Raw genomic sequence first — 21,638 nt, 5'->3', positions numbered from 1 at the left:
CCGGGAGCCCGACTCAGGGACGCTCGGGCAGGCAGGGCCGCAGCACGGCGGCGAGGGGCGCGACCTGCGCCGCCGGCATCGTCACCGTGGCGACGAGATCCGCGTCCCCGGTGCGAGGGCTCGCCTGGGTCCAGACCAGCTTCGCTCCGGGCTCGACGAGGGCGACCGCGACGTCGCGGACGAGAGCTTCCCCGCGCCGTGCCGGCGCGGCGGTGAGGACGAACTGCGTCGCCGGATCCGCCGAGACCGCGCCGCTGGCGCGCAGGCGCGCCGTCCGGACGCCCGCGGCCGTGACGGTCCGAAGCTGTGTCAGGGGCGCGGCGCTACCGGTCGGTCCCTCGAAGGCCGCGAGGTCCAGGCGTTTGGCGAGTTCCTCGAAATCGGGAATCGACAGGGCCAGCGCGATGGCTCGGTCCGCCGGTTCGCAGGAGACGCGCAGCGTCACGGCCCGGTCCGCGGCCCCGATCTGCGCGTGCCCGCTCAGGTCGAGCCCGGCCGCCCCGGCATGCGAGCAGGTCAGCAGCCCCGCCAGGCAGGTGGTCGTGAACCGGATCCGCATGTCGAGTCCCCCGGTGCTGCGCCGCGGCGGACCCGTCAGCCGCCGAACCGCAGCATCAGCAGGGCCAGCGTCGCCGCCAGCGAGGTTCCGGCCGCGATCCAGGCGGCGCCGCCGTGCAGGCTGCGCGGCGCGGCGTAGCGGGATTCCTCCCGGACACCCGCGCGCCGCACCGCACCCATCCCAGATCCGATCCTGCCCGTCATGCCCGCCTCGTGCCGACCTTCCGGCGACCGTGGCCGATAGGATTGAAGGGCGCCTGAATCGGCCGCGCCGTCATGCCCGTTTGGTCAACGCACCCTTAAAGCGCGCGGTCGAAGCGCAACTCGCCGTTCGGGCTCTTCAGCACGAGCTGCGAGCCGACCAGATCCCATTGCGCGGCCGTGCGGAGCGCCACGAAGAAGGCCTGCTCGGTGGCAGCGATACCCTTGTCGCAGGGCTTCTTGGTCAGCGCGAGCGGGCCGACCGCGAGATGCTGCTCGCGGAGCGGGAAGGCGGTCGCCGCGAAGGTGTTGCAGCCGCCGTAGCCGCGCGCGCGGTACTGCTTGTCGATGATGAAGCTCGGCCGGTCTCCGCCACCGAAGGGCTTGCCGTTGATGCTGACAGCCGTCCAGGTGGAGTCGAGCGGGAAGACTTTCTCCGTCTGCTTGTCGGACGGGATGTACTGGGGCTTCTTCTCTTCCTCCCCGCCGGGGCGACGGCTCCCGCGTCCGAAACCGGATATGCCCGGGCTCTGCGCCACCGCCTCAATCGCCGTGGCCAAATCCGCGGCAACGACCGCGCACGCCAGCGCGGCGATCTGGATCGCTCTCATCGTTCACGCCCCTCCCGCACATCGGCGGCACTTGATTCGCCCTCGCGGTCGTCGCGAGGCGCGACCGCCGCACGCCGTCCAGGATCCGGATCCGTCGACCGGATCGCGATCCGGGACGTGCGCGGTGTGGCATCGAACAGGAATTCAGCACAATTATGGTCGCGCGAGCTTTTGCGCGGCCCGGGTGTGGACAATCCTCCGTACGGGTACCGCGGAAACGTTCCGGCGGCTGTCCCGTTGTCCCGCATCGCGGGGTCTCACCCGCCGGAACAGGAGGATGACCTTGGCAGGATCCGACGAGGGCCCGCAGAGCGGCGGCGTCCAGATCCCGATGAGCCCCGCCCAGTCGCGGGCGGCGCGCGGTCTGCTCGGCTGGTCGGAGGCCGATCTTGCGGCCAAGGTCGGTCTCGACCCGCGCATGGTGCTCGATTTCGAGGCTGGGCACGGCGATCCGCCCTCGGGGCAGATCGAGGCCTTGCGCAGCGCTCTCATGGGGGCGGGCGCCGTGTTCACCGATTCGCCCTCCCCCGGCGTGCGCCTCGACGGCACGAGCCAGGGCGAGGGCACCCGGCTCGGCGACCTCACCACGGAGAACGACCGGTAGGGCAGGGCCGCGCGCCCGGCGCGTCCGTCGGGCCGAGGATCGCGCTGGCCTCCGGGCCCGCGGTCTGGCAGTGAGGCGGCACGATGCGTGCTGACGAATTCCTCGCTGCGGCCGACAGGTTGCCCGTCGCCGATCTCCCGGGTCTCGTGGGGGAGGGGGGGCTCGTCGTGGTCGCGCCCCATCCGGACGACGAGAGCCTCGGCTGCGGCGGCCTGATCGCCGAGGCCTGCCGGCTGGGGCGCAGGGTTCGGCTGATCGTGGTGAGCGACGGCTGCGGCTCGCATACCCATTCGGCGAGTTATCCGCCCGAGCGGCTCCGGGCGCTGCGCGAGGATGAGACCCGCGCGGCCGTCGCCGTCCTGGGCCTCGCGCCGGACGCCGTATCCTTCCTCCGCCTGCCCGATGCCCACGTGCCGAGCGAGGGCCCGGAGGCCGAGGCGGCGGCCGAGGCGGTGGCCGACGCCGCGCGCGCCTGTGCGGCCAGCGCCGTCTGCGTGACCTGGCGCTACGATCCGCACTGCGATCACAAGGCCTGCGCGGCCATCGTCGCGCTCGCCAAGCCGAGGCTCGCTGGGATCCGCGTCTACGAATATCCGGTCTGGGGCTGGACGCTGCCGCCCGAGACCGAGGTCGGCCGGGCACCCCAGGGGGCCCGCCTCGACGTCTCGGCGCATCGCGCTCTCAAGGAGCGAGCCGTCGCTGCCCACGCCTCGCAGACCACCGATCTGATCGCCGACGATCCCACGGGGTTCCGGCTGGAGCCCGCGATGATCGCGCGGCTCTGCGGCCCCTTCGAGCGCTTCGTCTCGGCCTGACCGCGCCCCATGAGCATCAGCGTCATCACCCTGAACAAGGGGCGCCGGGCCCATCTCGAGCGCCTGCTCGAAGGCCTGGCGCGCGGACCCGCGCCCGCGGAATGCATCGTCGTCGAGATGGGCGGCGACACCGCGCCCCTGCCCGACCACGGCTTCCCGATCCGGCGCATCGTCCTCGATCAGGCCGGCCTGCCCCTGGCCGCGGCCCGCAACGCCGGTCGCCGCGCCGCCGCAAGCCCGTCCCTGGTCTTCCTCGACGTGGATTGCATCCCGTCCGCCGACCTCGTCGCCGGCCTCGGCGGAATCCTCGCCCACCAGGACGGCTTGGTCTGCTGCGCGGTCTCCTACCTGCCGGAGGGGGCCGTCACGGACGGCTGGGAACCGAGCGCCCTCGACGCGGCGGGGCGGCTCCACCCGGTCCGGGTCTTCCCGGAGGCCGGCGTGGCGGAGGCGCCCCAGCCCGGCCTGTTCTGGTCGCTGGCCTTCGCGGTGCGCGCGGAGACCTACGACCGCCTCGGCGGCTTCGACGAGAGCTTCGACGGGTACGGCGCCGAGGACACGGACCTCGCCTTCCGCGCGGCGGCCCTCGGCGTACCGGTGCTGTTCGCGGCCGGTCCGCGCGCCTGGCACCAGTATCATCCGGCCTTCGATCCACCGCTCCAGCACTTCGCCGACATCGCTCGCAACGCCGCGCGGTTCCGGGCCCGTCACGGGTTCTGGCCGATGGATGGCTGGCTCGACGCCTTCGCCCGCCTCGGTCTGGTGGAGCCCGACCGGACGAACGGCCTCGTCGTGCTGAGGCAGCCGACCGCGTCGGAGATCGAGGCGGCCCGCCTGCCGGCCGGCAACCCCTTCTGAGAGCGGCGCAGCCGTCCGGCCGCCCATCGCTCAGGCCCCGCCCGCGAGGACGAGCCGGACCTTCACCAGCCCGGCATCCTCCGGATCCACACTCTGTGTGAAGCCCAGGCGGCGGCAGACGGCGAGCATCGGCCGGTTCTCGGCGAGCACCGAGCCCTCGACGCGGCTGATCCCTTCCGAGCGGGCCCAGTCGATCATCAGGCGCATCAGGGCGTAGGCGAGGCCGGTCCCGCGGGCGTCCGAGCGGATCAGGATCGCGAATTCGCCGCTCTCGCCGTTGGCGTCGGCGTGCAGCCGGACGGCGCCGAGCATCCGGCGCGACTCCTCCAGGGCGTCGTCGAGGGCCACGAAGGCGATGGCGCGGGCGTAGTCGAGCTGTGTCAGCCGGGCCAGGAAGGCGTGGCTGAACTCGCGCACCGGCGCGAAGAAGCGCAGCCGCACGTCCTCCGGATCGATGGTGGCGAAGAAGGCGCGGAACAGCGGCTCGTCCTCCGGCCGGACCGGGCGGACGTGGATGGTGCGGCCCTTCAGGCTCATCGCCCGGATCCAGGCGGTCGGGTAGGGCCGGATCGCGAAGCGCGGATGGCCGCGGCCGAGCCGCCCCCCCTGCCGTCCCTGCGGGTAGCCGCGGCCGAGGCGCACCCGCGCGTCGAGGGCGACCACGCCGGTCTCGTCGGCGAGCAGGGGATTGATGTCCAGCTCGCGCACCTGCGGCAGGTCGGCGGCGAGCTGGGCGAGCTTGACCAGGGTGAGGGCGACCGCCCCCGTATCGGCCGCCGGCACGTCGCGATAGGCGGCAAGGCGGCGCGCCACCCGGGTGCGGCCGATCAGGTCGCTGGCGAGCGCGAGGTCGAGGGGCGGCAGGCCGAGCGCCCGGTCGTCGATCACCTCGACGGCGGTGCCGCCGCGTCCGAACACCACCACGGGCCCGAAGGTCGGATCCTCGGCCAGCCCCGCGATCAGCTCGCGCCGCCGTCCCTTGCGCACCATCGGCTGCACCGCGAAGCCGGTGATGCGCGCGTCCGGCCGGTCGCGGCGGGCACGGGCGAGGATCTGCCGGGCCGCCGCCCGGACGTCGTCCTCGCTCGTCAGGTCGAGATGGACGCCGCCGATGTCCGATTTGTGCACCACGTCGGGCGAGACGACCTTGAGGGCGACCGCGCCGCCGCCCGCGATCACCGGCCAGGCCGCGGCCGCCGCAGCGTCGATGTCGGGCGCGAGCGTCACCGGCACCGAGGCGATGTCGTAGGCCTCCAGCAGCTCCATCACGGCGATCGGGTCGAGCCAGGTCGCGCCCTGCTTCAGCGCGCGGGCGACGATGCCGCGCGCGGCCTGCACGTCGACGCTGAAATCCTGCGGCAGGGAATCGGGCGTGCGCATCAGGTCGTCCTGCGCCTCGCGGTAGCGCACGAGGTGCAGGAAGCCCTCGATCGCCTCGGAATCCGTCGCGAAGCGGGGGATCCCCGCGCCGGCCAGGATCTCGCCCGCCTCGGGCTCCTCGCCGAGCGACACCGCGAAGACGGGCTTGCGGCGCGTGGTGCCGGCGCGGACCGTGCGCACGGTCTCGGCGACGGCGGCGGCGACCGGGACGGCGGCCGAGCGCGCGGTCGGCACGTGGATCGCCAGCACCGCGTCGTTCTGACGGTCGGCGAGCAGGGGCGCGAGGGCCGCGGCGAAGGCCGGGCCGCCCGCGTCGATGCCGAGATCGACCGGGTTCTCCCCGTCGTAGCCGGCGGCCGGCGTCACGGCGGCGAGCTCCCCGCCGCGGTCGGCCAGCCGGTCGGCGGCGAGCTGGCCGATGCCGCGCCCGTTGGTCAGGATCGCGAGGCGCCGGCCCGGGAAGGGGCGCTGCCGGCCCAGCATCTCGACGGCGGAGAACATCGCGTCGAGATCCTGCACCGCCAGGAGGCCCGCCCGGCGGAAGGCGGCGGCGTAGACCGCGTCGGGCCGCGCCAGGGCCCCCGTGTGGGTGACGGGGGCGTGCTGCTCCGGGGCGTGCCGGCCGGTGCGCAGGACCACGACCGGCTTGGCGCGGGCGGCGGCGCGGGCCGCCGACATGAAGCGGCGCGCATCCGCGATCCGGTCGAGGCAGAGCAGGATGGCCCGGGTGTGATAGTCGCTCGCGAAGTGGTCGAGGCCGTCGGCGATGTCCACGTCGCAGGCGCTGCCGAGGGAGAGCACCGCCGAGAAGCCGACGCCGTGGCGGCTCGCCCATTCGACGATCGCCGCCGCGACCGTCCCCGAGGACGAGATCAGGGCGAGATCGCCGGCGGGCGGAGTATGGGCGAACAGGCTCGCGTTGAGGCCGCGGCCCGGCACCACGAGGCCCGCGCTGTCGGGACCGAGCAGGCGCAGGCCGCAGCGGCGGGCGATGGCGCAGGCGCGCGGCCCGGGATCCTCGGGGCCGGTGCCGAGCCGGGCAGTGAGGATCGCCGCAGCCCCGGCGCCGGTCCGGCCCGCATCCTCGACGATGCCGGGGACCGTCTCGGGCGGCGCCGCGACGACGACGAGGTCCGGCGCGGCGGCGAGGTCCGAGACCTGCCCGACGCACGGGAAGCCCGCGACCTCCGCATGGTGAGGATTGACCGGGAGGACCGGGCCCGGGAACCCGGCCCGGCGCAGGTTCTCGATCACCGCACGGCCGAGCGAGCCCTCGCGCTCGCCCGCGCCCACCACCGCGACCGAGCGCGGATTCAGCAGGGCCTCGAACCGGTACGTGCTCAAGCCTGACGCTCCCCGTCCGGCGGCCGGGCTTCGACCCGCACCGCCCGCCGGGCGCCCCGCTGCCCGCCGCTCGACGCGGGCCGACGGCGGCGGGCGCCGGCCCCGACAGTTACCGCGAGCCCCGGCAAGGACAAGGCATTGCCGGTTGCTTTAATCGACCGGACACCATACGGACAGCGCACCGTAAACCTTAAGTCCGCGTCCCTCGGGGGAGCGTAGGCCCCGGACCGATGCCGACCGAGGTCTTGACGAGTGGGGAGGGGCTGGGGATGAACGTCGAGACTGGCGAAGATCACGACCTCGTCGGACGGACGACAGATATCGTCTCGGCCTTCGTCAGCAACAACGCCATCCCGCTTCCCGAGCTGGCCGGGCTGATCCACGCCGTCCACGCAACTCTGAGTCAGCTTGCCGGCGCCGGGAGCGGGACGCCGTCGGAGGCGCCCGTGCCGGCCGTGCCGGTCCGCCGCTCGGTCGGGACGGATTACCTGATCTGCCTCGAGGACGGGAAGAAGTTCAAGTCGCTCAAGCGGCACCTGCGCACGCGCTACAACCTCTCGCCGGAGGAATATCGGACGCGCTGGAACCTGGCGGCCGATTACCCGATGGTCGCCCCGAGCTACGCGGCCGCCCGCTCCGAACTCGCCAAGACGATGGGCCTCGGCCATCTCCGCCGCAGGGCGCGCGCGCCGAAGTCCGGCGCCGCCGAGGCCTAGACGCGCCGGGCGGCAGGTCCCCTGCGCGGCCGCCGCGTCTCCGGCGGGCCGTCCCGCGTGTGATCCACAGCTTTCCGCGTCGCCGACCGGGCGCATCGCGGCCCGGGCCCGGTCCCGCCCGACCTCGCAAAACCCGCGCATCCGCAAGGCGATAGGCCTCCCGGCCCCGGCCCGGCCCGGCTCCGGCCAGGCCGGGGCGTTAGAGATCGGGCAAGCCTCCGGTGCGATGGCCGGATGGTCCGCCGGCCGCGTCCGGTGGCCCGATCCACGCGAGCACGGCGCATGCCCGGCCAGCCCAGCCTTGTCGCACGCCTGTTCTGGACGAGCACCGTCGGCTGCGCCCTCGGCTTCGTCTACGGACCGCCCGCTTTCGCCGCCACGGGTGCCGGGCTCTGCCTCGTGGTGATGCGTCATCTCGGCCGGCCGCGGCGCTTCCGGGCGCGGGTGCGCCGGATCGCGCGGCGGCATGCGGGGACCTTGGCGCTGCGGCGCCGGCAGGAGAGCTTCGTCGACGCCTACGGCAACGCCATCCGCGACGGCTGGCTGCGCGAATGCGCCTATTTCCTCGACCGCACCGTGGCGCCCCAGCTCGAGGCGCGCTTTCCCGATTATCTGGAGACCCGCCGCGAGGAGGCGCTCGCCATCGTGGCGGCGGTGGCGGAGGCGGTCGACCTGCCCGAGGACGACGCCGCGCCCGACGACGGCATCGGCTACGAGCGCTTCTGCCTCGCGCGCCTCCAGGCGGCGGGCTGGCGCGCGCACCCGACGCCGACCAGCGGCGACCAGGGCGCCGACATCGTGGCGGTCCGGGGCCGAACCCGCCTCGTCGTCCAGTGCAAGCGCTACACGAGGCCCGTCGGCAACGCGGCGGTGCAGGAGGCGGCGGCCGCCTGTCGCTACTGGGAGGGCGACCGCGCCGCGGTGGTCTCGAACGCGGGCTTCACCCCGGCCGCCCGCAAGCTCGCGGTCGCGACCGGGGTGCTGCTCCTGCACCACGACGACCTCGACGGCCTCGACCTCGCCCGCCGCGCCGAGGCCTGAGGCCGGCCGGTCCCGCGCCTGCGGGGTTGCGATCGTGCGCCGGGCGGCCCGGGTCCGACCGAAGGTCGGGCGCGGCGCCGCGCGATACGCTGCCCTCAATCCGTGTGCCCGTCGAGGCCGAGCCAGTGCCGCCCATCGCGGGCGAGCAGGGCGTCGGCCTCCGTCGGCCCCGGGCTGCCGGCGGGGTAGAACGCCACCGGCGCCCCGGGCCACGCCTTCAGCAGCGGCTCGACCGCGGCCCAGCCGGCCTCGATGTTGTCGGCCCGCTGGAACAGGGTCGCGTCGCCGGTCATGCAATCGTACAGCAGCGTCTCGTAGCCGACATTCGGCGTCGCGGCGAAGAAGTCGGCGTAGCGGAAGCGCGTGGTGACGCGGCCGAGCCGCATCTGCGGTCCCGGCACCTTCACGTTGAGCTCGGTCTCGGCGCCGTGGTCGGGATCGATGGTGAGCCGCATCACGGTGGGCTTCAGCCCCTCGTCGCCGCTGTCGGCGAAGAGCCGGAAGGGGGCGGGCCGGAACAGGATCGCGATCTCGGTGCGCCGCCCGGTCATGCGCTTGCCCGTGCGCAGGTAGAACGGCACCCCGGCCCAGCGCCAGTTCTCGATCTCGAGCTTCAGGGCGACGTAGGTCTCGGTGGTGGAATCCTTGGCGACGTGCGGCTCGTCGCGGTAGCCGGCCACCGGATGGCCGTCGAGGGCGCCGGCCGTGTACTGCCCGCGCACCGCGTCCTCCGGCGGGATCGGCCGCACGGCCTCGGCGAGCTTGGCCTTCTCGGTGCGCACCGCCTCAGCCGCGAAGGAGTTCGGCGGCTCCATCGCGACCATGCAGAGAAGCTGGAACAGGTGGTTGGGCACCATGTCGCGCAGGGCCCCGGTCGGCTCGTAGAAGCCGCCGCGCTCCTCGACGCCCACCGTCTCGGCCGCGGTGATCTGCACGCTGTCGATGTACTCGCGCCGCCACACCGGCTCCAGCAGGCCGTTGGCGAAGCGCATCGCCATGATCGACTGCACCGTCTCCTTCCCGAGGAAATGGTCGATCCGGTAGAACTGGCTCTCGTCCGCCTGCTTCAGGATGCGGGCGTTCAGCGCCTTCGCCGATTCGAGGTCCGAGCCGAAGGGCTTCTCGATCACCACCCGGCGGAAGCTGCCCTCCGCCTGCTTCAGCAGCCCGGCCTGCCCGAGACCCTCCACGAGGGTCCCGAAGAAGCGGGCCGCCACCGCGAGGTAGAACACCACGTTGCCCGAGACCCGGCCGGTCAGGGCCTGGAAGGTCTTCGGGTCCTCGAAGTCACCCTGCATGAAGTGGATGCGCTCGCGCACGAAGCCCCAATGCGCGGGATCGATGTGGTCGGCGTGGAACTCCGAATCCGGGTCCTTGGCGAAGGTCTCCATCGATTCGGTGAGGGCTTGGCGCAGGCCCTCGTCGGTGTTGGGGTTGTGATCGACGCCCAGGATCGTGAAATTCGGATCGAGGAGGCCGCCGCCCGCGAGATTGTAGAGCGAGGGCATCAGCAGGCGCTTGGTGAGGTCGCCGGCCGCCCCGAAGATCACCAGGGTGCAGGGCGGGGCCGGCGCCGTGCCGGAGGCGGTCCCGGCTGCCTTGCCGGCTGCCTTGCCGGCGGCCTGGGATGCGGTCTCGGAAGGGGCCTCTGGGCGGGGGTCGGGCATGGTCGGACTTCCGGTCTCGCGCTGCAGCGCAGCGAACTGCCACGATAACCGAGGGGTGCGGCCGACGTTCCGGCGGCGACGGGCCCATTCGGGCCGTCGGGTCCGATCACGGACGCGCACGCATCATCGTCTCCGCGCGCGGGGCTGCGCCGGAGGCGTGGCTGGAGGGAGACGCGGGACGCCGGGGAACCCGAAATCCGTGTGTCGCGCGTGAACCGATCCCCCGGCGCCCCGCGGGCCGGAGGGGCATCCCGCCCGGTCCGGTCCGTCTTGGCGTCGCGGCTTCTTCTCTACCCGCCTGCATCGACCCCGATCTCGGACGGCCTGGTATCGCCGTTGTCCGGCGATCGTAGCCTCATCCTCGGCAGACTTGACGCGTCGTGCACCGGGCCCCGTATTGGACCCGGCATCGGTTCCTACGACCTGGGCTCCGCACTATCGGCCCCGCGCCCGTGTTGATCCGGGGCTTCCAGGCCGAGCGCGGCTCGGCGTCGCGCAGAGGCGCCCGGGGCGCCGGCTGACCGGCCGGCGACGCGGGAACCGCCGCGCTGTCCTCGCACCCGCCCCGGCGGTCATCCGGTCCAGGCTCCCGGCGCGCCGGCGCGGCGGATGGGAGACCCGCCGCGCCGACGGGACAGCGCGTGGACAGCCATGTACCCAGTTTGTTCCTAATTGTCAAGAATAATGTCTTAGGATGGCTGTGGGTGGTTCGGATTGCCGCGAAACGGCAGGTCCCGATTCGCGGTCAGCCGCCCTCGGTCACGAGACGGTCGAGCCGCATCCGCGTGATCGCGGCGATCTCGTCGAGGGCCGTGGCCTCCTCCTCCGCCCGGTCCCGAGTCAGGCGCGCCTCGAACAGCGCGCGGATCTCGCCGAGGCCGCGGCCGCGCACGGCGACGATGAACGGGAAGCCGAAGCGCGCGCGATAGGCGGCGTTCAGCCTGTCGAAGGCGGTGGCGTCCGCCTCCGAGAGGCGGTCGAGGCCGGCGCCGCCCTGCTCCTCGGCCGAATCGACCGTCATGGCCCGCGCCCGTGCCTCGGGGCCGGCAAGCTCCGGGTGTCCGTTCAGGAAGGCGAGGCGCCGGTCCTCGGGCGCCGTGCGCACCGCGCCCATCATCGCTTCGTGCAGGGCCGCCACGCTCGCGAAGGGCCGGGCGGGAAAAGCCGCCTCGGCCACCCAGGGCGCATGCTCGAACACGCCGCCGAGGCGGGCGACGAAGGCGTCCCGGTCGAGCCGGTTGAGGGCGGCGAGGTCGGACACGGCGATCAGCTCCCGCGGTAGGTCGCGCAATTGCCCGGGGCGCACAGCATCGGGACGTGATAGTGCTGCTTGGCATCGAAGACGGCGAACCGGACCACCGGGTTGTCCACGAAGATGTCCGCCTCGTTCGCGCCGGGACGCCCCTTCAGATAGGCGTCGATGAAGAATTCGAGCTGATACTGCCCGGTCTTCGCCTCAGCCGCCGGCAGGATCGGCGTGTCGGTGCGCCCGTCGACGTTGGTGACGACGCTCTTCACGAGGCGCCAGCGGCCCTCCTCGAGAACCGAGAAATCGATGCGCACGCCGGGCGCGGGCCGCCCGCGGTCGGAGTCGAGCACGTGTGTGGTGATGCCGGCCATCGGGTCTCTCGGATCCTTGCGGGGTGGGCCTTCGGTCTGGGACTAGGGGCGGGCGCGTCAGCTGCCGCGGTAATACGCGTAGCCCCAGGGCGTGAACAGGATCGGCAGGTGGTAGCGCTGGCCGGCGTCGCGGATCTGGAAGCGGATCGGCACGAGGCTGAGGAAGTTCGGGCTCGGAAGCGTCACGCCGATCCGCGCGAAATAGGCCTCGAAATGCATGAGCAGCTCGTAGCGCCCGACCTTCAGGCCGTCGTCGATCAGCAGCGGTTCGGGCGAGCGGCCGTTGGCCCCGGTGGTGATCGTCTTCAGCGGCCGGTAGGCGTCCCCGTCCAGCACGGAGAGGTCGCAGACCATGCCGGCGCCGGGCGTGCCGTGGAAATTGTCGATGGCGTGCATGGTGAGGCGCGGCCCGAGGCCGGCCTGCGTCGTCGGCCCCGTCGTCAGCGCCCCGGGCGGCGATGCGGGAGCGCCCTGCGCCGTCGCGGGGCCGGCCGCGGCCAGCGCGGCGCCTCCGAGCCCCAGCCCGACGAGGCCGGCCTCGACGAGCCGTCGGCGGGTGAGGGTGCGCTCTGATGGATCGTCCAAGGGTCTTCTCCTGTGGCAATCGCGGGGTTCGGCGCGCGGTCTCGGGCGAGGCCGGCCGCGCCGCGGGGGATCAGGCCGGCTCGTGGGCGGCGCGGGCGGCCGCCCGGCGCTCCGACGCGGCCGTGGCGGGCGGGACGAAGGCGAGGATCAGGACGATCGCCGCGAGCTCGACGGCGGAGACCAGCCAGAGGCCGGCCGAGACGGAGCCGGTCCGCTCGCGCAGGTACCCCATCGCGGCCGGGGCCCCGAACCCCGCGAGGTTGGCCACCGAGTTGATCAGCGCGATGCCCGCGGCCGCGGCCGAGCCGGCCAGGAACCGCCCGGGGATCTGCCAGAACACCGGGATCGCGCTCATGGTGCCGACGATGGCGACGGCCAGCGCCAGCATGGCCGCAACCGGGTTCGCGGGGACGAGGAGGCCCACCGCGGCGATGGCGAGCGCCCCGATCGCCGCCGGCACGCCGCAATGCAGCCGCGCCTCGCCGGTCCGGTCGGAGTGGCGCCCGTTCAGGATCATGCCCGCCCCCCCGCACAGGTAGGCCGCCGACATGATCCAGCCGACGGTGAGGGGATCGGAATACCCGGCCTCCCGCACCACGCTCGGCCCGAAGAAGGTGAGCGCCGAGTTCGCCGTGACGATGCAGAAGAAGATCGCGATGCAGTGCCAGACGCGGACGTCCTTGAGCGAGGCGAGCACGCGATGCTCGCGGGGGCCCAGAGCCGCGGCGTCGCGGGCGAGATCGGCCTCGACGAGGGCGCGCTGCTCGGGCGTCAGCCAGCCGGCCTTCGCCGGGCGGTCGGTGAGGTAGAACAGGGTGACGATGCCCGCGAGGATCGACGGGATCCCCTCGAGCAGGAACACCCATTGCCAGCCGGCCCAGCCGTTCACCCCGTTCATGCCGTTCAGGATCCCGCCGGCCAGCGGCCCGCCGATCACCCCCGCGATCGCCGAGGCCGACATGAACAGCCCGAAGACCTTCGCCCGCCGCTCGCTCGGGTACCAGTAGGTCAGGAACAGGATCACCCCGGGATAGAACCCGGCCTCGAACACCCCGAGGAAGAAACGCAGCACGTAGAAGAAGGCCGGCGTGGTGACGAACATCATCGCCACGCAGCAGATGCCCCACAGGAAGGTGATCCGCGCGATGGTCTTGCGGGCGCCGACGTATTCCAGCAGCAGGTTGCTCGGCACCTCGCAGATGAAGTAGCCGATGAAGAAAATCCCCGCCCCGATGCCGTAGACGGTCTCGCTGAACTTGAGATCGGCGAGCATCTGGAGCTTGGCGAAGCCGATGTTGACCCGATCGATCCAGGACAGGATCCAGAGCATCATCAGGAAGGGCAGCAGCCGCCAGGTGATGCGCCGGTAGGTGTCGTTCAGGGCCGTGGGCGGGCTGAAGGACGGTGCATCGGAGGCTGTAGCGGACGGGATGGCCATTGGTCGCCCCTGCAGCGGGTCGTATCCGCAGTATCGATGCAACGCGCGGCGCAGCTTTGCAATATACGGACCAGCCGTGACTGCGGCCGGTCTTTCCGGCGGCGCCTTCGTCCCGTCCGGTCGGGCGGGCGCGGCCCGCGCCGGGACCCCGTCCGGCCTACTCGTCCACCCGGACGGCCGGGCTCAGGTCGATCGGCAGGCGCGGGCCCTTCAACTCGGCGTCGCTCGGCAGGGAGCGGGCGTCCCAGCCGCCGCCGAGGGCGCGGATCAGCGAGACCGCGGTGGTGAAACGGCTCAGGCGGATCTGAAGGGCGGCGACCTCGTTCGTCAGGGCGAGGTTCTGGGCGGTGACCACGGTGGTGAAGTTCTGCGTGCCGGCGCGGTACTCGTTGAGGGTGATCTCGACGGCGCGCCGCGCCGAGGCCACCGCCTGCTCCTGGGCGACCTGCTGGCGGGCCAGGATGCGCACACCCGCGAGCCCGTTCTCGACCTCGCCGAAGGCGGTCAGCACGGTCTGGCGGTAATTGGCCACCGCGGCGTCGTAGGCCGCCCGGGTCGCCTGCAGGGCGGCCGAGCGGGCGCCGCCGTCGAACAGCACCTCGGTCCCGGCCGCCGAGACGGTCCAGACCTGATTGGCCGCCGAGAGGAGGCCGTTGCTGGTCAGCCCCGAGATCCCGCCAGAGGCCGAGAGCGTCACGCTCGGATAGAAGGCCGCGACCGCGACGCCGATCTGCTCGCTCTGGGCCTGCACCGCGCGCTCGGCGCCGGCGACGTCGGGGCGCCGCTCCAGCAGGGACGAGGGTACGCCGACCGGCACCGCCGGCGGGCGCTGGGCCAGGAGGGCCACCGGCAGCGACAGCTCCGAGGGCGGGCGCCCGACCAGCAGCGCGATGGCGTGCTCGAAGGTCGCCCGCTGCAGGGCCACCGCGATGGCCGAGGCCTGGGTGGTCTGGAGCTGCGTCTGGGCGGTGATCACGTCCGAGCGCGCGGCGACGCCGGCATTGTACTGGTTCTCGGTGATCTGCACCGTGCGCTTGAAGTTCTCGACGTTCTCGTTGAGCAGGCGCTGCAGCGAATCGGCGTAGCGCAGCGAGAAGTAGTTGGTGGCGACCTCGGCCTGGAGCGCGAGGCGGGTGAGGCCGATCTGCGCGGCGTCCGATTGCGCCAGCGCGGTCTCCGCCTCGATGTTGCGCCGCACGCCGCCGAACAGGTCGAGCTCCCAGCTCGCTTGGCCGAGCAGCGCGACGCTGGTGCGCTCGCTGCCGGCGACCCGCTGGCGGGTGATGCTCGGCGCCCCGATCACCGTGGGGTAGAGCGCGGCCTGGGCCTGCTCGACCAGGGCGCGGGCCTGCCGGTAGGTCGCCACCGACTGGCGCAGGGTCTGGCTGTCGACGTCGACGAGGCGGATCAGGCGGTCGAGCGCCCGATCGTTGAAGACCCGCCACCAGTCGCCGCGCTCGGCCCCGTCGTTCGGCTGGGCCGGGCGCCAGTTCTTGCGCCGCACGACCTCGGCGGCGCTGTCCTCGCGGGCGCCGCCCTGCTTGAACGCCAGCGGCGTCTCGACGGAGGGCCGCGCGTAATCGGGGCCGACGACGCAGCCGCCGAGCGCCAGGGCCGTCAGGCCGAGCGCGCCGAGTCTCGCCCCGCCGCTCGGCAGGGCTCGCACGAGGCTGGACAGCCGCATCACTCCCCCGCTTGCAGCGCGGCGGGCCCGCCGCGGCGGCGGCGCCGGTCGAGGACCCGGTGCCGCAGGCGGTCGAGGGAGAGGTAGACGACGGGGGTGGTGTAGAGGGTCAGGATCTGGCTCACGATCAGGCCGCCGACGATGGCGATGCCGAGGGGCTGGCGCAGTTCGGCGCCCTCGCCGCCGCCCACGATCAGCGGCGCCGCCCCGAGGAGCGCGGCCAGCGTTGTCATCATGATCGGTCGGAAGCGCAAGTGGCAGGCCTCGGTGATCGATTCCCGGGGATCGAGCCCGCGGGTGCGCTCCGCGTCGAGGGCGAAATCCACCATCATGATGGCGTTCTTCTTCACGATGCCGATGAGCAGGAACACCGCGATCAGCGCGATGATCGAGAAATCGGTACCGGTCGCGAGCAGGGCCAGCACCGCGCCGATCCCGGCCGAGGGCAGGGTCGAGAGGATCGTCAGCGGGTGGACGAAGCTCTCGTAGAGGATGCCGAGCACCGCGTAGACGGCGAGGATCGCGGCCAGGATCAGCAGCGGCTGGCGCGAGGCGGAGGAGACGTAGTTCTTGGCCGCGCCCGCGTAGTCGCCGTGGATGGTGGCCGGCAGGCGCAGGTCCGTCATCGCCCGGTCGATCGCCGCGGTCGCGTCCGACAGGCTCTTGCCGGGCGCGAGGTTGAACGAGATCGTGGTCGAGACGAACAGGCCCGTGTGGCTCACCTGGACCGGCGCGTTGCCGCTCTCGAGCCGCGCGAAGGCGGAGAGCGGCACCATCGTCTCCTTGGCGGAGGAGACCGGCGCGCTCGAGGAGGCGCCGCCCTTCGAGGCCGCGATGGCGTTGGCGGCGGCGTTGCGGGCCGAATCCGAGGCGATGGCCGAGGCGGTGTCGGTGGTGGCGCCGTTGGTGCTCGTGGTGCTGGCGTTGGTGTTGGTGGTGCCGTTGGCCGCCACCGTGCCCGCCACCGCGTTGGTGGTGGCCGAGCCCCGCGCCTTGCCGCCCGAGGTCGAGACGTAGATCTGCCGCAGCGTCTCCGGGCTCTCCAGGTAGCGCGGCGCGATCTCCATCACGACGTGGTACTGGTTGAGCGGGTTGTAGATCGTCGAGACCTGGCGCTGGCCGAAGGCGTCGTAGAGGGTGTTGTCGATCTTGTCCGGGGTGATGCCGTACCGGAAGGCGGTGGCCCGGTCGATCACCAGCCGGCTCTCCAGCCCGCCCTCCTGCTGGTCGGAGGTGACGTCGGAGAAGGTCGGATCCTTCTGCAGCGCGGCGAGCAGCTTCGGGGCGGCGGCGTAGAGCTCCTCCGCGGTGTCGCCCTGGAGGCTGTACTGGTACTGCGCGAAGCTCTGGCGCCCGCCCATCTGCAGGTCCTGGCGCGGGAAGACGTAGAGCCGCGCGCCCGCCACCCGCGACAGCTTCGGCCGCAGCCGGGCCGTGACCACGCCGATCGGGTCGCGCTCCGAGCGGGGCTTCAGGCCGACGAAGACGTTGGCCGAGTTGGTGCCGCGCCCGCCCGTGAAGCCCACCACGCTGTCCACCGCGGGGTCGGCCTGCACGATGGCGGTGGCCTCGCGCAGCTTCTTGTCCATGGACTGGAACGAGATGCGCTGGTCGGCCTGGACGCCGCCCATCATCTGCCCGGTATCCTGCTCGGGGAAGAAGCCCTTCGGCACGATCACGTAGAGGTAGACGTTGAGCACCACGGTCGCGAGCAGGGAGAGCAGCACGAGGCGCGGGTGGCGCAGAGCGACCTCGAGGCTGCGCGCGTAGGCCCGCAGCAGCGCGTCGAACCCGCCCTCCAGCCCGCGCAGCAGCCAGTTGGGGCGCGCCTGCCCGTGCGACGCCTCGCGCCGGAGCAGGCGCGCGCACATCATCGGCGTGGTGGTGAGCGAGAGCACCAGCGAGATCAGGATCGCCAGCGACAGGGTCACGGCGAATTCCTGGAAGATGCGCCCGACGAGGCCCCCCATCAGCAGGATCGGCAGGAACACCGCGATGAGCGAGAAGCTCATCGAGATCACCGTGAAGCCGACCTCCCGGGCGCCGAGCAGCGCCGCCTCCAGCCTGGGCTTGCCGAACTCGATGTGGCGCTGGATGTTCTCCAGCACCACGATGGCATCGTCCACCACGAAGCCGGTGCCGATGATCAGGGCCATCAGCGACAGGATGTTGAGCGAGTAGCCCAGGAGGTACATCACCGAGAAGGTGCCGACGATCGAGATCGGCACGGCGACCGCCGGGATCAGCGTGGCGCGGCCCGAGCGCAGGAAGGCGAAGACCACGAGGATCACCAGGGCGACGGCGATCAGCAGCGTCTCCTCGGTGGCCTTCAGCGAGGCCCGGATCGTGGCGCTGCGGTCGCCCGTGAGCTTGACGGTGATGCCGCCGGGCAAGGCCGCGGTGATCTGCGGCAGGGCCTCCTTCACGCCGTTGATGGTCTCGACGACGTTCGAGCCCGGCTGCTTGTAGACGAACAGGATCACGCCCTGCTTGCCGTTGACGAGGCCGAGGTTGCGCCGGTCCTCGACGCCGTCGACCACCTGGCCCACATCGGTGAGCCGCACCCCGGCGCCGTTGCGGTAGGCCACCACGATGTCGCGGTAATCCTCGGCCTTGCGGCCCTGGTCGTTGGCGTAGAGCTGGTAGCGCCGGCCCCCGGCCTCGATATCCCCCTTCGGCGAGTTGGCGTTGGCCGAGGCCAGGGCCGCGCGGATGCCCTCGAGGCCGATGCCGTAGTTGAACAGCGCGGTCGGATCGAGCTCGACCCGCACCGCCGGCAGCGACGAGCCGCCGATGTCGACGTTGCCGACGCCGGGCAGCTGCGAGAGCTTCTGCTGCACGACCGTAGCGGCCGAATCGTAGAGCTGGCCCGGCGTCAGGGTGTCCGAGGTCAGTCCCAGGATGATGATCGGCGTCTCGGCCGGGTTGAACTTGCGGTAGGTCGGATTGGTGCGCAGCGAGGCCGGCAGGTCGGCGCGCGCGGCGTTGATCGCCGCCTGCACATCGCGGGCGGCGCCGTCGATGTCGCGGTTGAGGCCGAACAGCAGGACGATCCGCACCGTGCCGAGAGAGCTCGTGGAGCTCATCTCGTTGACGTCGGCGATCACCCCGAGCCGACGCTCCAGCGGCGCGGCCACCGTCGCCGCCATGGTGTCGGGGCTGGCGCCGGCCATCTGCGCCTGGACGAGGATGACGGGGAAGTCGACCTGCGGCAGCGGCGCCACCGGCAGCTTCAGGAAGGCGAAGATCCCGGCGAGCAGCACGCCGATAGTCAGCAGGGTCGTCGCGACCGGGCGGCGGATGAAGGGCTCGGAGATGTTCACGGGCGGGCCCCGCGCGGCCCGCTCACGGCAGCGCCTCGCCGCCCGCCAAGTCCGGCCCGCGGCGGCCGGTGACGCGGCGCTCCAGGCGGTCGAAGGCGAGGTAGATCACCGGGGTGGTGAACAGCGTCAGCACCTGGCTGACGATGAGCCCGCCGGCGATGCAGATGCCGAGCGGCTGGCGCAGCTCCGAACCGACGCCCGTGCCCGCGATCAGGGGCACCGCCGCGAAGAGCGCGGCCAGCGTCGTCATCAGGATCGGGCGGAAGCGCAGTAGGCAGGCCTGGTAGATCGCCTCGCGCGGGTCGAGCCCGTCCTCGCGCTCGGCCTGGAGCGCGAAGTCGATCATCATGATCGCGTTCTTCTTCACGATGCCGATGAGCAGCACGATGCCGATGATCGCGATGATGTCGAGGGAGAGCCCGAACAGCATCAGGCCGAGCAGCGCGCCGATGCCCGCCGACGGCAGGGTGGAGAGGATCGTGATCGGGTGGATGAAGCTCTCGTAGAGGACGCCCAGCACGATGTAGACGGTGACGATGGCGGCGAGCACCAGGAACAGCTCGTTGCCGAGCGCCGCCTGGAAGGCGAAGACCGAGCCCTGCGGCACCACCCGGAAGGAATCGGGCAGCCCGATCCCGGTCCGCGCGCCCTCGATCGCCTCGATCGCCTGGCCGAGCGCGGCGCCCGGCGCGAGGTTGAACGACACGGTGGTGGCCGGGAACTGGCCGAGATGCGAGATCAGCAGGGGCGCCCGCCGCTCCGAGACCCGGGCCACCGCCGAGAGCGGCACCTGCCCGTTCGTCGCCGTGGAGGAGGGCAGGTAGATTCCCTCCAGGCTCTCCAGCGTCCTGTGCAGGTCGGGATCGGCCTCAAGGATCACCCGGTACTGGTTCGACTGGGTGAAGATCGTCGAGATGATGCGCTGGCCGAAGGCGTCGTAGAGGGCGTTGTCGATGGTGGCCGGGGTGATGCCGTAGCGGCCCGCGGTCGGCCGGTCGATGGTGATGTAGGCGGCCAGGCCCTGGCCCTGGTGGTCGCTCGCCACGTCGGCGACGACCGGCGAGCGCGCCAGCGCGTCGGTGAAGCGCGGCACCCAGGCCTCGAAATCCTCGAGGTTCGGCGTCTCCAGGATCACCTGGTACTGCGTCGCCGAGACCGCCGTGTCGATGGTCAGATCCTGCACCGGCTGCATGTAGAGGCGGATGCCCGGCGCATCGGCGGCGGCCCGGCCGATCCGCCGGATGATCTCGCTGGCGCTGGCGCTGCGCTCGTCGCGGGGCTTCAGGTTGATCAGGAGCCGGCCGGAATTCAGCGTGACGTTGGCACCGTCGACGCCGATGAACGAGGTCAGGCTCGCCACGTCCGGGTCCTTGAGGATGATCCCGGCGATGCGCTGCTGGCGCTCGGCCATCGCCGCGTAGGAGACGGTCTGGTCGGCCTGGGTGATGCCCTGGATTACCCCGGTGTCCTGCACCGGGAAGAAGCCCTTGGGGATCACCACGAACAGGTAGGCGGTGAGCGCCACGGTGCCGAGCGCGACGAGGAGCGTCAGGCCCTGGTGGTCGAGCACCACCCGCAGCGCCCGGCCGTAGGCCGCGATGGTGCCCTCGGTGGCGCGCCGCCCGAGCCGGGCGATGACGCCCTCGCGCCGCCGGGCCTGGGATTCCGGCACGTGCTTCAACAGGCGCGCGCACAGCATCGGCACCAGCGTCAGCGAGACCACGGCCGAGATCACGATGGTGGCGGCCAGCGTGATCGCGAATTCGTGGAACAGGCGCCCCACCACGTCGCCCATGAACAGCAGCGGGATCAGCACCGCGATCAGCGAGACGGTGAGCGAGATGATGGTGAAGCCGATCTCGCGGCTGCCCTTCAGGGCGGCCTCCAGCGGCGAATCGCCGTCCTCGACGTGGCGGGCGATGTTCTCGATCACCACGATGGCGTCGTCCACCACGAAGCCGGTGGCGATGGTGAGCGCCATCAGCGAGAGGTTGTCGAGGGAGAAGCCGTAGAGATCCATCACCGAGAGCGCGCCGATCAGCGAGAGCGGCACCGACAGGCTTGGGATCAGGGTGGCGGACAGGCTGCGCAGGAACAGGAAGATCACCAGCACCACGAGGGCGATGGCGAGGCCGAGCTCGAACTGCACGTCCTCCACCGAGGCCCGGATCGTGGTGGTGCGGTCGGTGAGCGGAGCCACCGCGACGGCGGCCGGCATCGACGCCTGGAGAGTGGGCAGCAGCGCCTTGATCTTGTCGACGGTGGCGATGACGTTGGCGCCGGGCTGGCGCTGGATGTTCAGGATGACGGCGGGCGTCTCGTCGGCCCAGGCGCCGAGCTTGGTGTTCTCGGGCGCGTTGACCACGTCGGCCACGTCCGAGAGCCGCACCGGCGAGCCGCTGCGATAGGCGATGATCGCGTCGTTGTAGGCGGCCGGGTCGCGGATCTGGTCGTTGGCGTTGATGGCGTAGGATTGCTTCGGGCCGTCGATGGTGCCCTTCGGCGTGTTGACGTTGAGGTTGGTGATGGTGGTGCGCAGATCGTCGATGTTGAGGCCGTAGGCCGCGAGTGCACGGGCGTTGAAGCGCACCCGCACCGCCGGGCGCTGGCCGCCCGAGATGCTGACGAGGCCGACGCCCGCCACTTGGCTGATCTTCTGGGCGAGCCGGGTCTCGGCGAGGTCGCGCACCTGCGTCAGCGGCAGGGTCTTGGAGGTGAGCGCCAGCGTCAGCACCGGCGCGTCGGCGGGGTTCACCTTGGCGTAGACCGGCGGCGCGGGCAGGTCCGAGGGCAGCAGGTTCCCGGCCGCGTTGATCGCCGCCTGGACCTGCTGCTCGGCGATGTCGAGGGAGAGGTCGAGGCTGAATTGCAGCGTGATGACCGAGGCGCCCGCCGAGGATTGCGAGGTCATCTGGTTGAGGTTGGCGAGCTGGCCGAACTGCCGCTCCAGGGGCGCGGTGACGGCCGAGGTCATCACCTCGGGGCTCGCGCCCGGGTAGAAGGTCTGCACCTGGATCGTCGGGTAGTCGACGGAGGGCAGGGCCGAGACCGGCAGGTTCAGGTAGGACACCCCGCCGACGATCAGGATCGCCAGCATCAGGAGCGTGGTCGCGACCGGGCGCAGGATGAAGAGGCGGGACGGGTTCACGGCCGAACCTCAGACCGCCCCGCGACGCGGGTCGGCGCGGCTGTC

Annotated in this window: 17 protein-coding genes; 5 read left to right on the top strand and 12 right to left on the bottom strand. The window is 72.2% G+C overall.

What is annotated here, in order from left to right:
- Positions 1–13: 13 nt before the first annotated feature.
- The 3 genes from ACS5RC_RS05220 to ACS5RC_RS05210 form a co-directional block, all read right to left on the bottom strand.
- Positions 14–559, bottom strand: coding sequence for a hypothetical protein (locus tag ACS5RC_RS05220; RefSeq protein WP_478342773.1), 546 nt, complete (start codon positions 557–559; stop codon positions 14–16).
- 35 nt (positions 560–594) lie between these two features.
- Entirely contained in the window at positions 595–762 is a 168-nt protein-coding gene (locus ACS5RC_RS05215) for a hypothetical protein (RefSeq protein ID WP_478342772.1), read from the bottom strand.
- Positions 763–857: 95 nt separating this feature from the next.
- Positions 858–1,370 carry an META domain-containing protein gene (locus ACS5RC_RS05210; protein ID WP_478342771.1) on the bottom strand — a complete coding sequence of 171 codons (513 nt, stop codon included), beginning with the start codon at positions 1,368–1,370 and terminating at the stop codon, positions 858–860.
- A gap of 331 nt (positions 1,371–1,701) precedes the next feature.
- Between ACS5RC_RS05210 and ACS5RC_RS05205 the strand changes: the two genes are divergently transcribed.
- The 3 genes from ACS5RC_RS05205 to ACS5RC_RS05195 all read left to right on the top strand — a co-directional run bounded on the left by ACS5RC_RS05205 (position 1,702) and on the right by ACS5RC_RS05195 (position 3,647).
- Entirely contained in the window at positions 1,702–1,974 is a 273-nt protein-coding gene (locus ACS5RC_RS05205) for a helix-turn-helix domain-containing protein (RefSeq protein WP_478343417.1), read from the top strand.
- An 83-nt stretch (positions 1,975–2,057) separates the two neighbouring features.
- Positions 2,058–2,789 carry a PIG-L deacetylase family protein gene (locus ACS5RC_RS05200; RefSeq protein ID WP_478342770.1) on the top strand — a complete coding sequence of 244 codons (732 nt, stop codon included), beginning with the start codon at positions 2,058–2,060 and terminating at the stop codon, positions 2,787–2,789.
- A gap of 9 nt (positions 2,790–2,798) precedes the next feature.
- Entirely contained in the window at positions 2,799–3,647 is an 849-nt protein-coding gene (locus ACS5RC_RS05195; RefSeq protein WP_478342769.1) for a glycosyltransferase family 2 protein, read from the top strand.
- A gap of 30 nt (positions 3,648–3,677) precedes the next feature.
- Here ACS5RC_RS05195 and ACS5RC_RS05190 read toward each other — a convergent pair whose 3' ends face one another.
- Positions 3,678–6,371 (bottom strand): bifunctional acetate--CoA ligase family protein/GNAT family N-acetyltransferase, encoded by a 2,694-nt coding sequence (locus ACS5RC_RS05190; protein WP_478342768.1) that lies wholly within the window; start codon positions 6,369–6,371, stop codon positions 3,678–3,680.
- 269 nt (positions 6,372–6,640) lie between these two features.
- On the opposite strand from ACS5RC_RS05190, the gene ACS5RC_RS05185 reads away from it, so the two are divergent.
- Together ACS5RC_RS05185 and ACS5RC_RS05180 are read left to right on the top strand one after the other, a co-directional pair.
- Positions 6,641–7,087, top strand: a complete 447-nt coding sequence (locus ACS5RC_RS05185) for a Ros/MucR family transcriptional regulator (RefSeq protein ID WP_478342767.1) — start codon at positions 6,641–6,643, stop codon at positions 7,085–7,087.
- Positions 7,088–7,369: 282 nt separating this feature from the next.
- Complete coding sequence (locus ACS5RC_RS05180) at positions 7,370–8,128, top strand: restriction endonuclease (protein WP_478342766.1); 759 nt, start codon at positions 7,370–7,372, stop codon at positions 8,126–8,128.
- A gap of 95 nt (positions 8,129–8,223) precedes the next feature.
- On the opposite strand, the gene zwf is transcribed toward ACS5RC_RS05180, so the two are convergent.
- The 8 genes from zwf to ACS5RC_RS05140 all read right to left on the bottom strand — a co-directional run bounded on the left by zwf (position 8,224) and on the right by ACS5RC_RS05140 (position 21,593).
- Positions 8,224–9,795 (bottom strand): glucose-6-phosphate dehydrogenase, encoded by a 1,572-nt coding sequence (gene zwf, locus ACS5RC_RS05175; RefSeq protein WP_478342765.1) that lies wholly within the window; start codon positions 9,793–9,795, stop codon positions 8,224–8,226.
- 745 nt (positions 9,796–10,540) lie between these two features.
- Complete coding sequence (gene uraD / locus ACS5RC_RS05170; protein WP_478342764.1) at positions 10,541–11,056, bottom strand: 2-oxo-4-hydroxy-4-carboxy-5-ureidoimidazoline decarboxylase; 516 nt, start codon at positions 11,054–11,056, stop codon at positions 10,541–10,543.
- A 5-nt stretch (positions 11,057–11,061) separates the two neighbouring features.
- Positions 11,062–11,415, bottom strand: a complete 354-nt coding sequence (gene uraH, locus ACS5RC_RS05165) for a hydroxyisourate hydrolase (protein ID WP_478342763.1) — start codon at positions 11,413–11,415, stop codon at positions 11,062–11,064.
- 57 nt (positions 11,416–11,472) lie between these two features.
- The gene (gene uraH, locus ACS5RC_RS05160; protein WP_478342762.1) at positions 11,473–12,000 is read right to left on the bottom strand and encodes a hydroxyisourate hydrolase; all 528 of its coding nucleotides are present in this window, start codon (positions 11,998–12,000) and stop codon (positions 11,473–11,475) included.
- A gap of 70 nt (positions 12,001–12,070) precedes the next feature.
- Positions 12,071–13,438 (bottom strand): MFS transporter, encoded by a 1,368-nt coding sequence (locus ACS5RC_RS05155; RefSeq protein WP_478342761.1) that lies wholly within the window; start codon positions 13,436–13,438, stop codon positions 12,071–12,073.
- A gap of 157 nt (positions 13,439–13,595) precedes the next feature.
- A complete protein-coding gene (locus ACS5RC_RS05150) occupies positions 13,596–15,122 on the bottom strand; it encodes an efflux transporter outer membrane subunit (RefSeq protein WP_478342760.1) in 1,527 nt (508 codons plus the stop codon).
- Entirely contained in the window at positions 15,122–18,445 is a 3,324-nt protein-coding gene (locus tag ACS5RC_RS05145) for an efflux RND transporter permease subunit (protein ID WP_478342759.1), read from the bottom strand. Before ACS5RC_RS05145 ends, ACS5RC_RS05150 begins: the two co-directional genes overlap by 1 nt.
- Before the next feature lie 22 nt (positions 18,446–18,467).
- Complete coding sequence (locus tag ACS5RC_RS05140) at positions 18,468–21,593, bottom strand: MdtB/MuxB family multidrug efflux RND transporter permease subunit (protein WP_478342758.1); 3,126 nt, start codon at positions 21,591–21,593, stop codon at positions 18,468–18,470.
- Positions 21,594–21,638: the final 45 nt, after the last annotated feature.

It is taken from the genome of Methylobacterium sp. HJ2, from assembly GCF_056431005.1.
Note: the sequence above shows the minus strand (reverse complement) of the source record. Positions and strands in the feature narration are given on the sequence as shown.

Coding starts and splice junctions, on each gene's coding strand:
- ACS5RC_RS05220 (WP_478342773.1), bottom strand. CDS start 559: ATGCGGATCCGGTTCACGACCACCTGCCTGGCGGGGCTGCTGACCTGC.
- ACS5RC_RS05215 (WP_478342772.1), bottom strand. CDS start 762: ATGACGGGCAGGATCGGATCTGGGATGGGTGCGGTGCGGCGCGCGGGT.
- ACS5RC_RS05210 (WP_478342771.1), bottom strand. CDS start 1,370: ATGAGAGCGATCCAGATCGCCGCGCTGGCGTGCGCGGTCGTTGCCGCG.
- ACS5RC_RS05205 (WP_478343417.1), top strand. CDS start 1,702: ATGAGCCCCGCCCAGTCGCGGGCGGCGCGCGGTCTGCTCGGCTGGTCG.
- ACS5RC_RS05200 (WP_478342770.1), top strand. CDS start 2,058: ATGCGTGCTGACGAATTCCTCGCTGCGGCCGACAGGTTGCCCGTCGCC.
- ACS5RC_RS05195 (WP_478342769.1), top strand. CDS start 2,799: ATGAGCATCAGCGTCATCACCCTGAACAAGGGGCGCCGGGCCCATCTC.
- ACS5RC_RS05185 (WP_478342767.1), top strand. CDS start 6,641: ATGAACGTCGAGACTGGCGAAGATCACGACCTCGTCGGACGGACGACA.
- ACS5RC_RS05180 (WP_478342766.1), top strand. CDS start 7,370: ATGCCCGGCCAGCCCAGCCTTGTCGCACGCCTGTTCTGGACGAGCACC.
- zwf (WP_478342765.1), bottom strand. CDS start 9,795: ATGCCCGACCCCCGCCCAGAGGCCCCTTCCGAGACCGCATCCCAGGCC.
- uraH (WP_478342763.1), bottom strand. CDS start 11,415: ATGGCCGGCATCACCACACACGTGCTCGACTCCGACCGCGGGCGGCCC.
- ACS5RC_RS05155 (WP_478342761.1), bottom strand. CDS start 13,438: ATGGCCATCCCGTCCGCTACAGCCTCCGATGCACCGTCCTTCAGCCCG.
- ACS5RC_RS05150 (WP_478342760.1), bottom strand. CDS start 15,122: ATGCGGCTGTCCAGCCTCGTGCGAGCCCTGCCGAGCGGCGGGGCGAGA.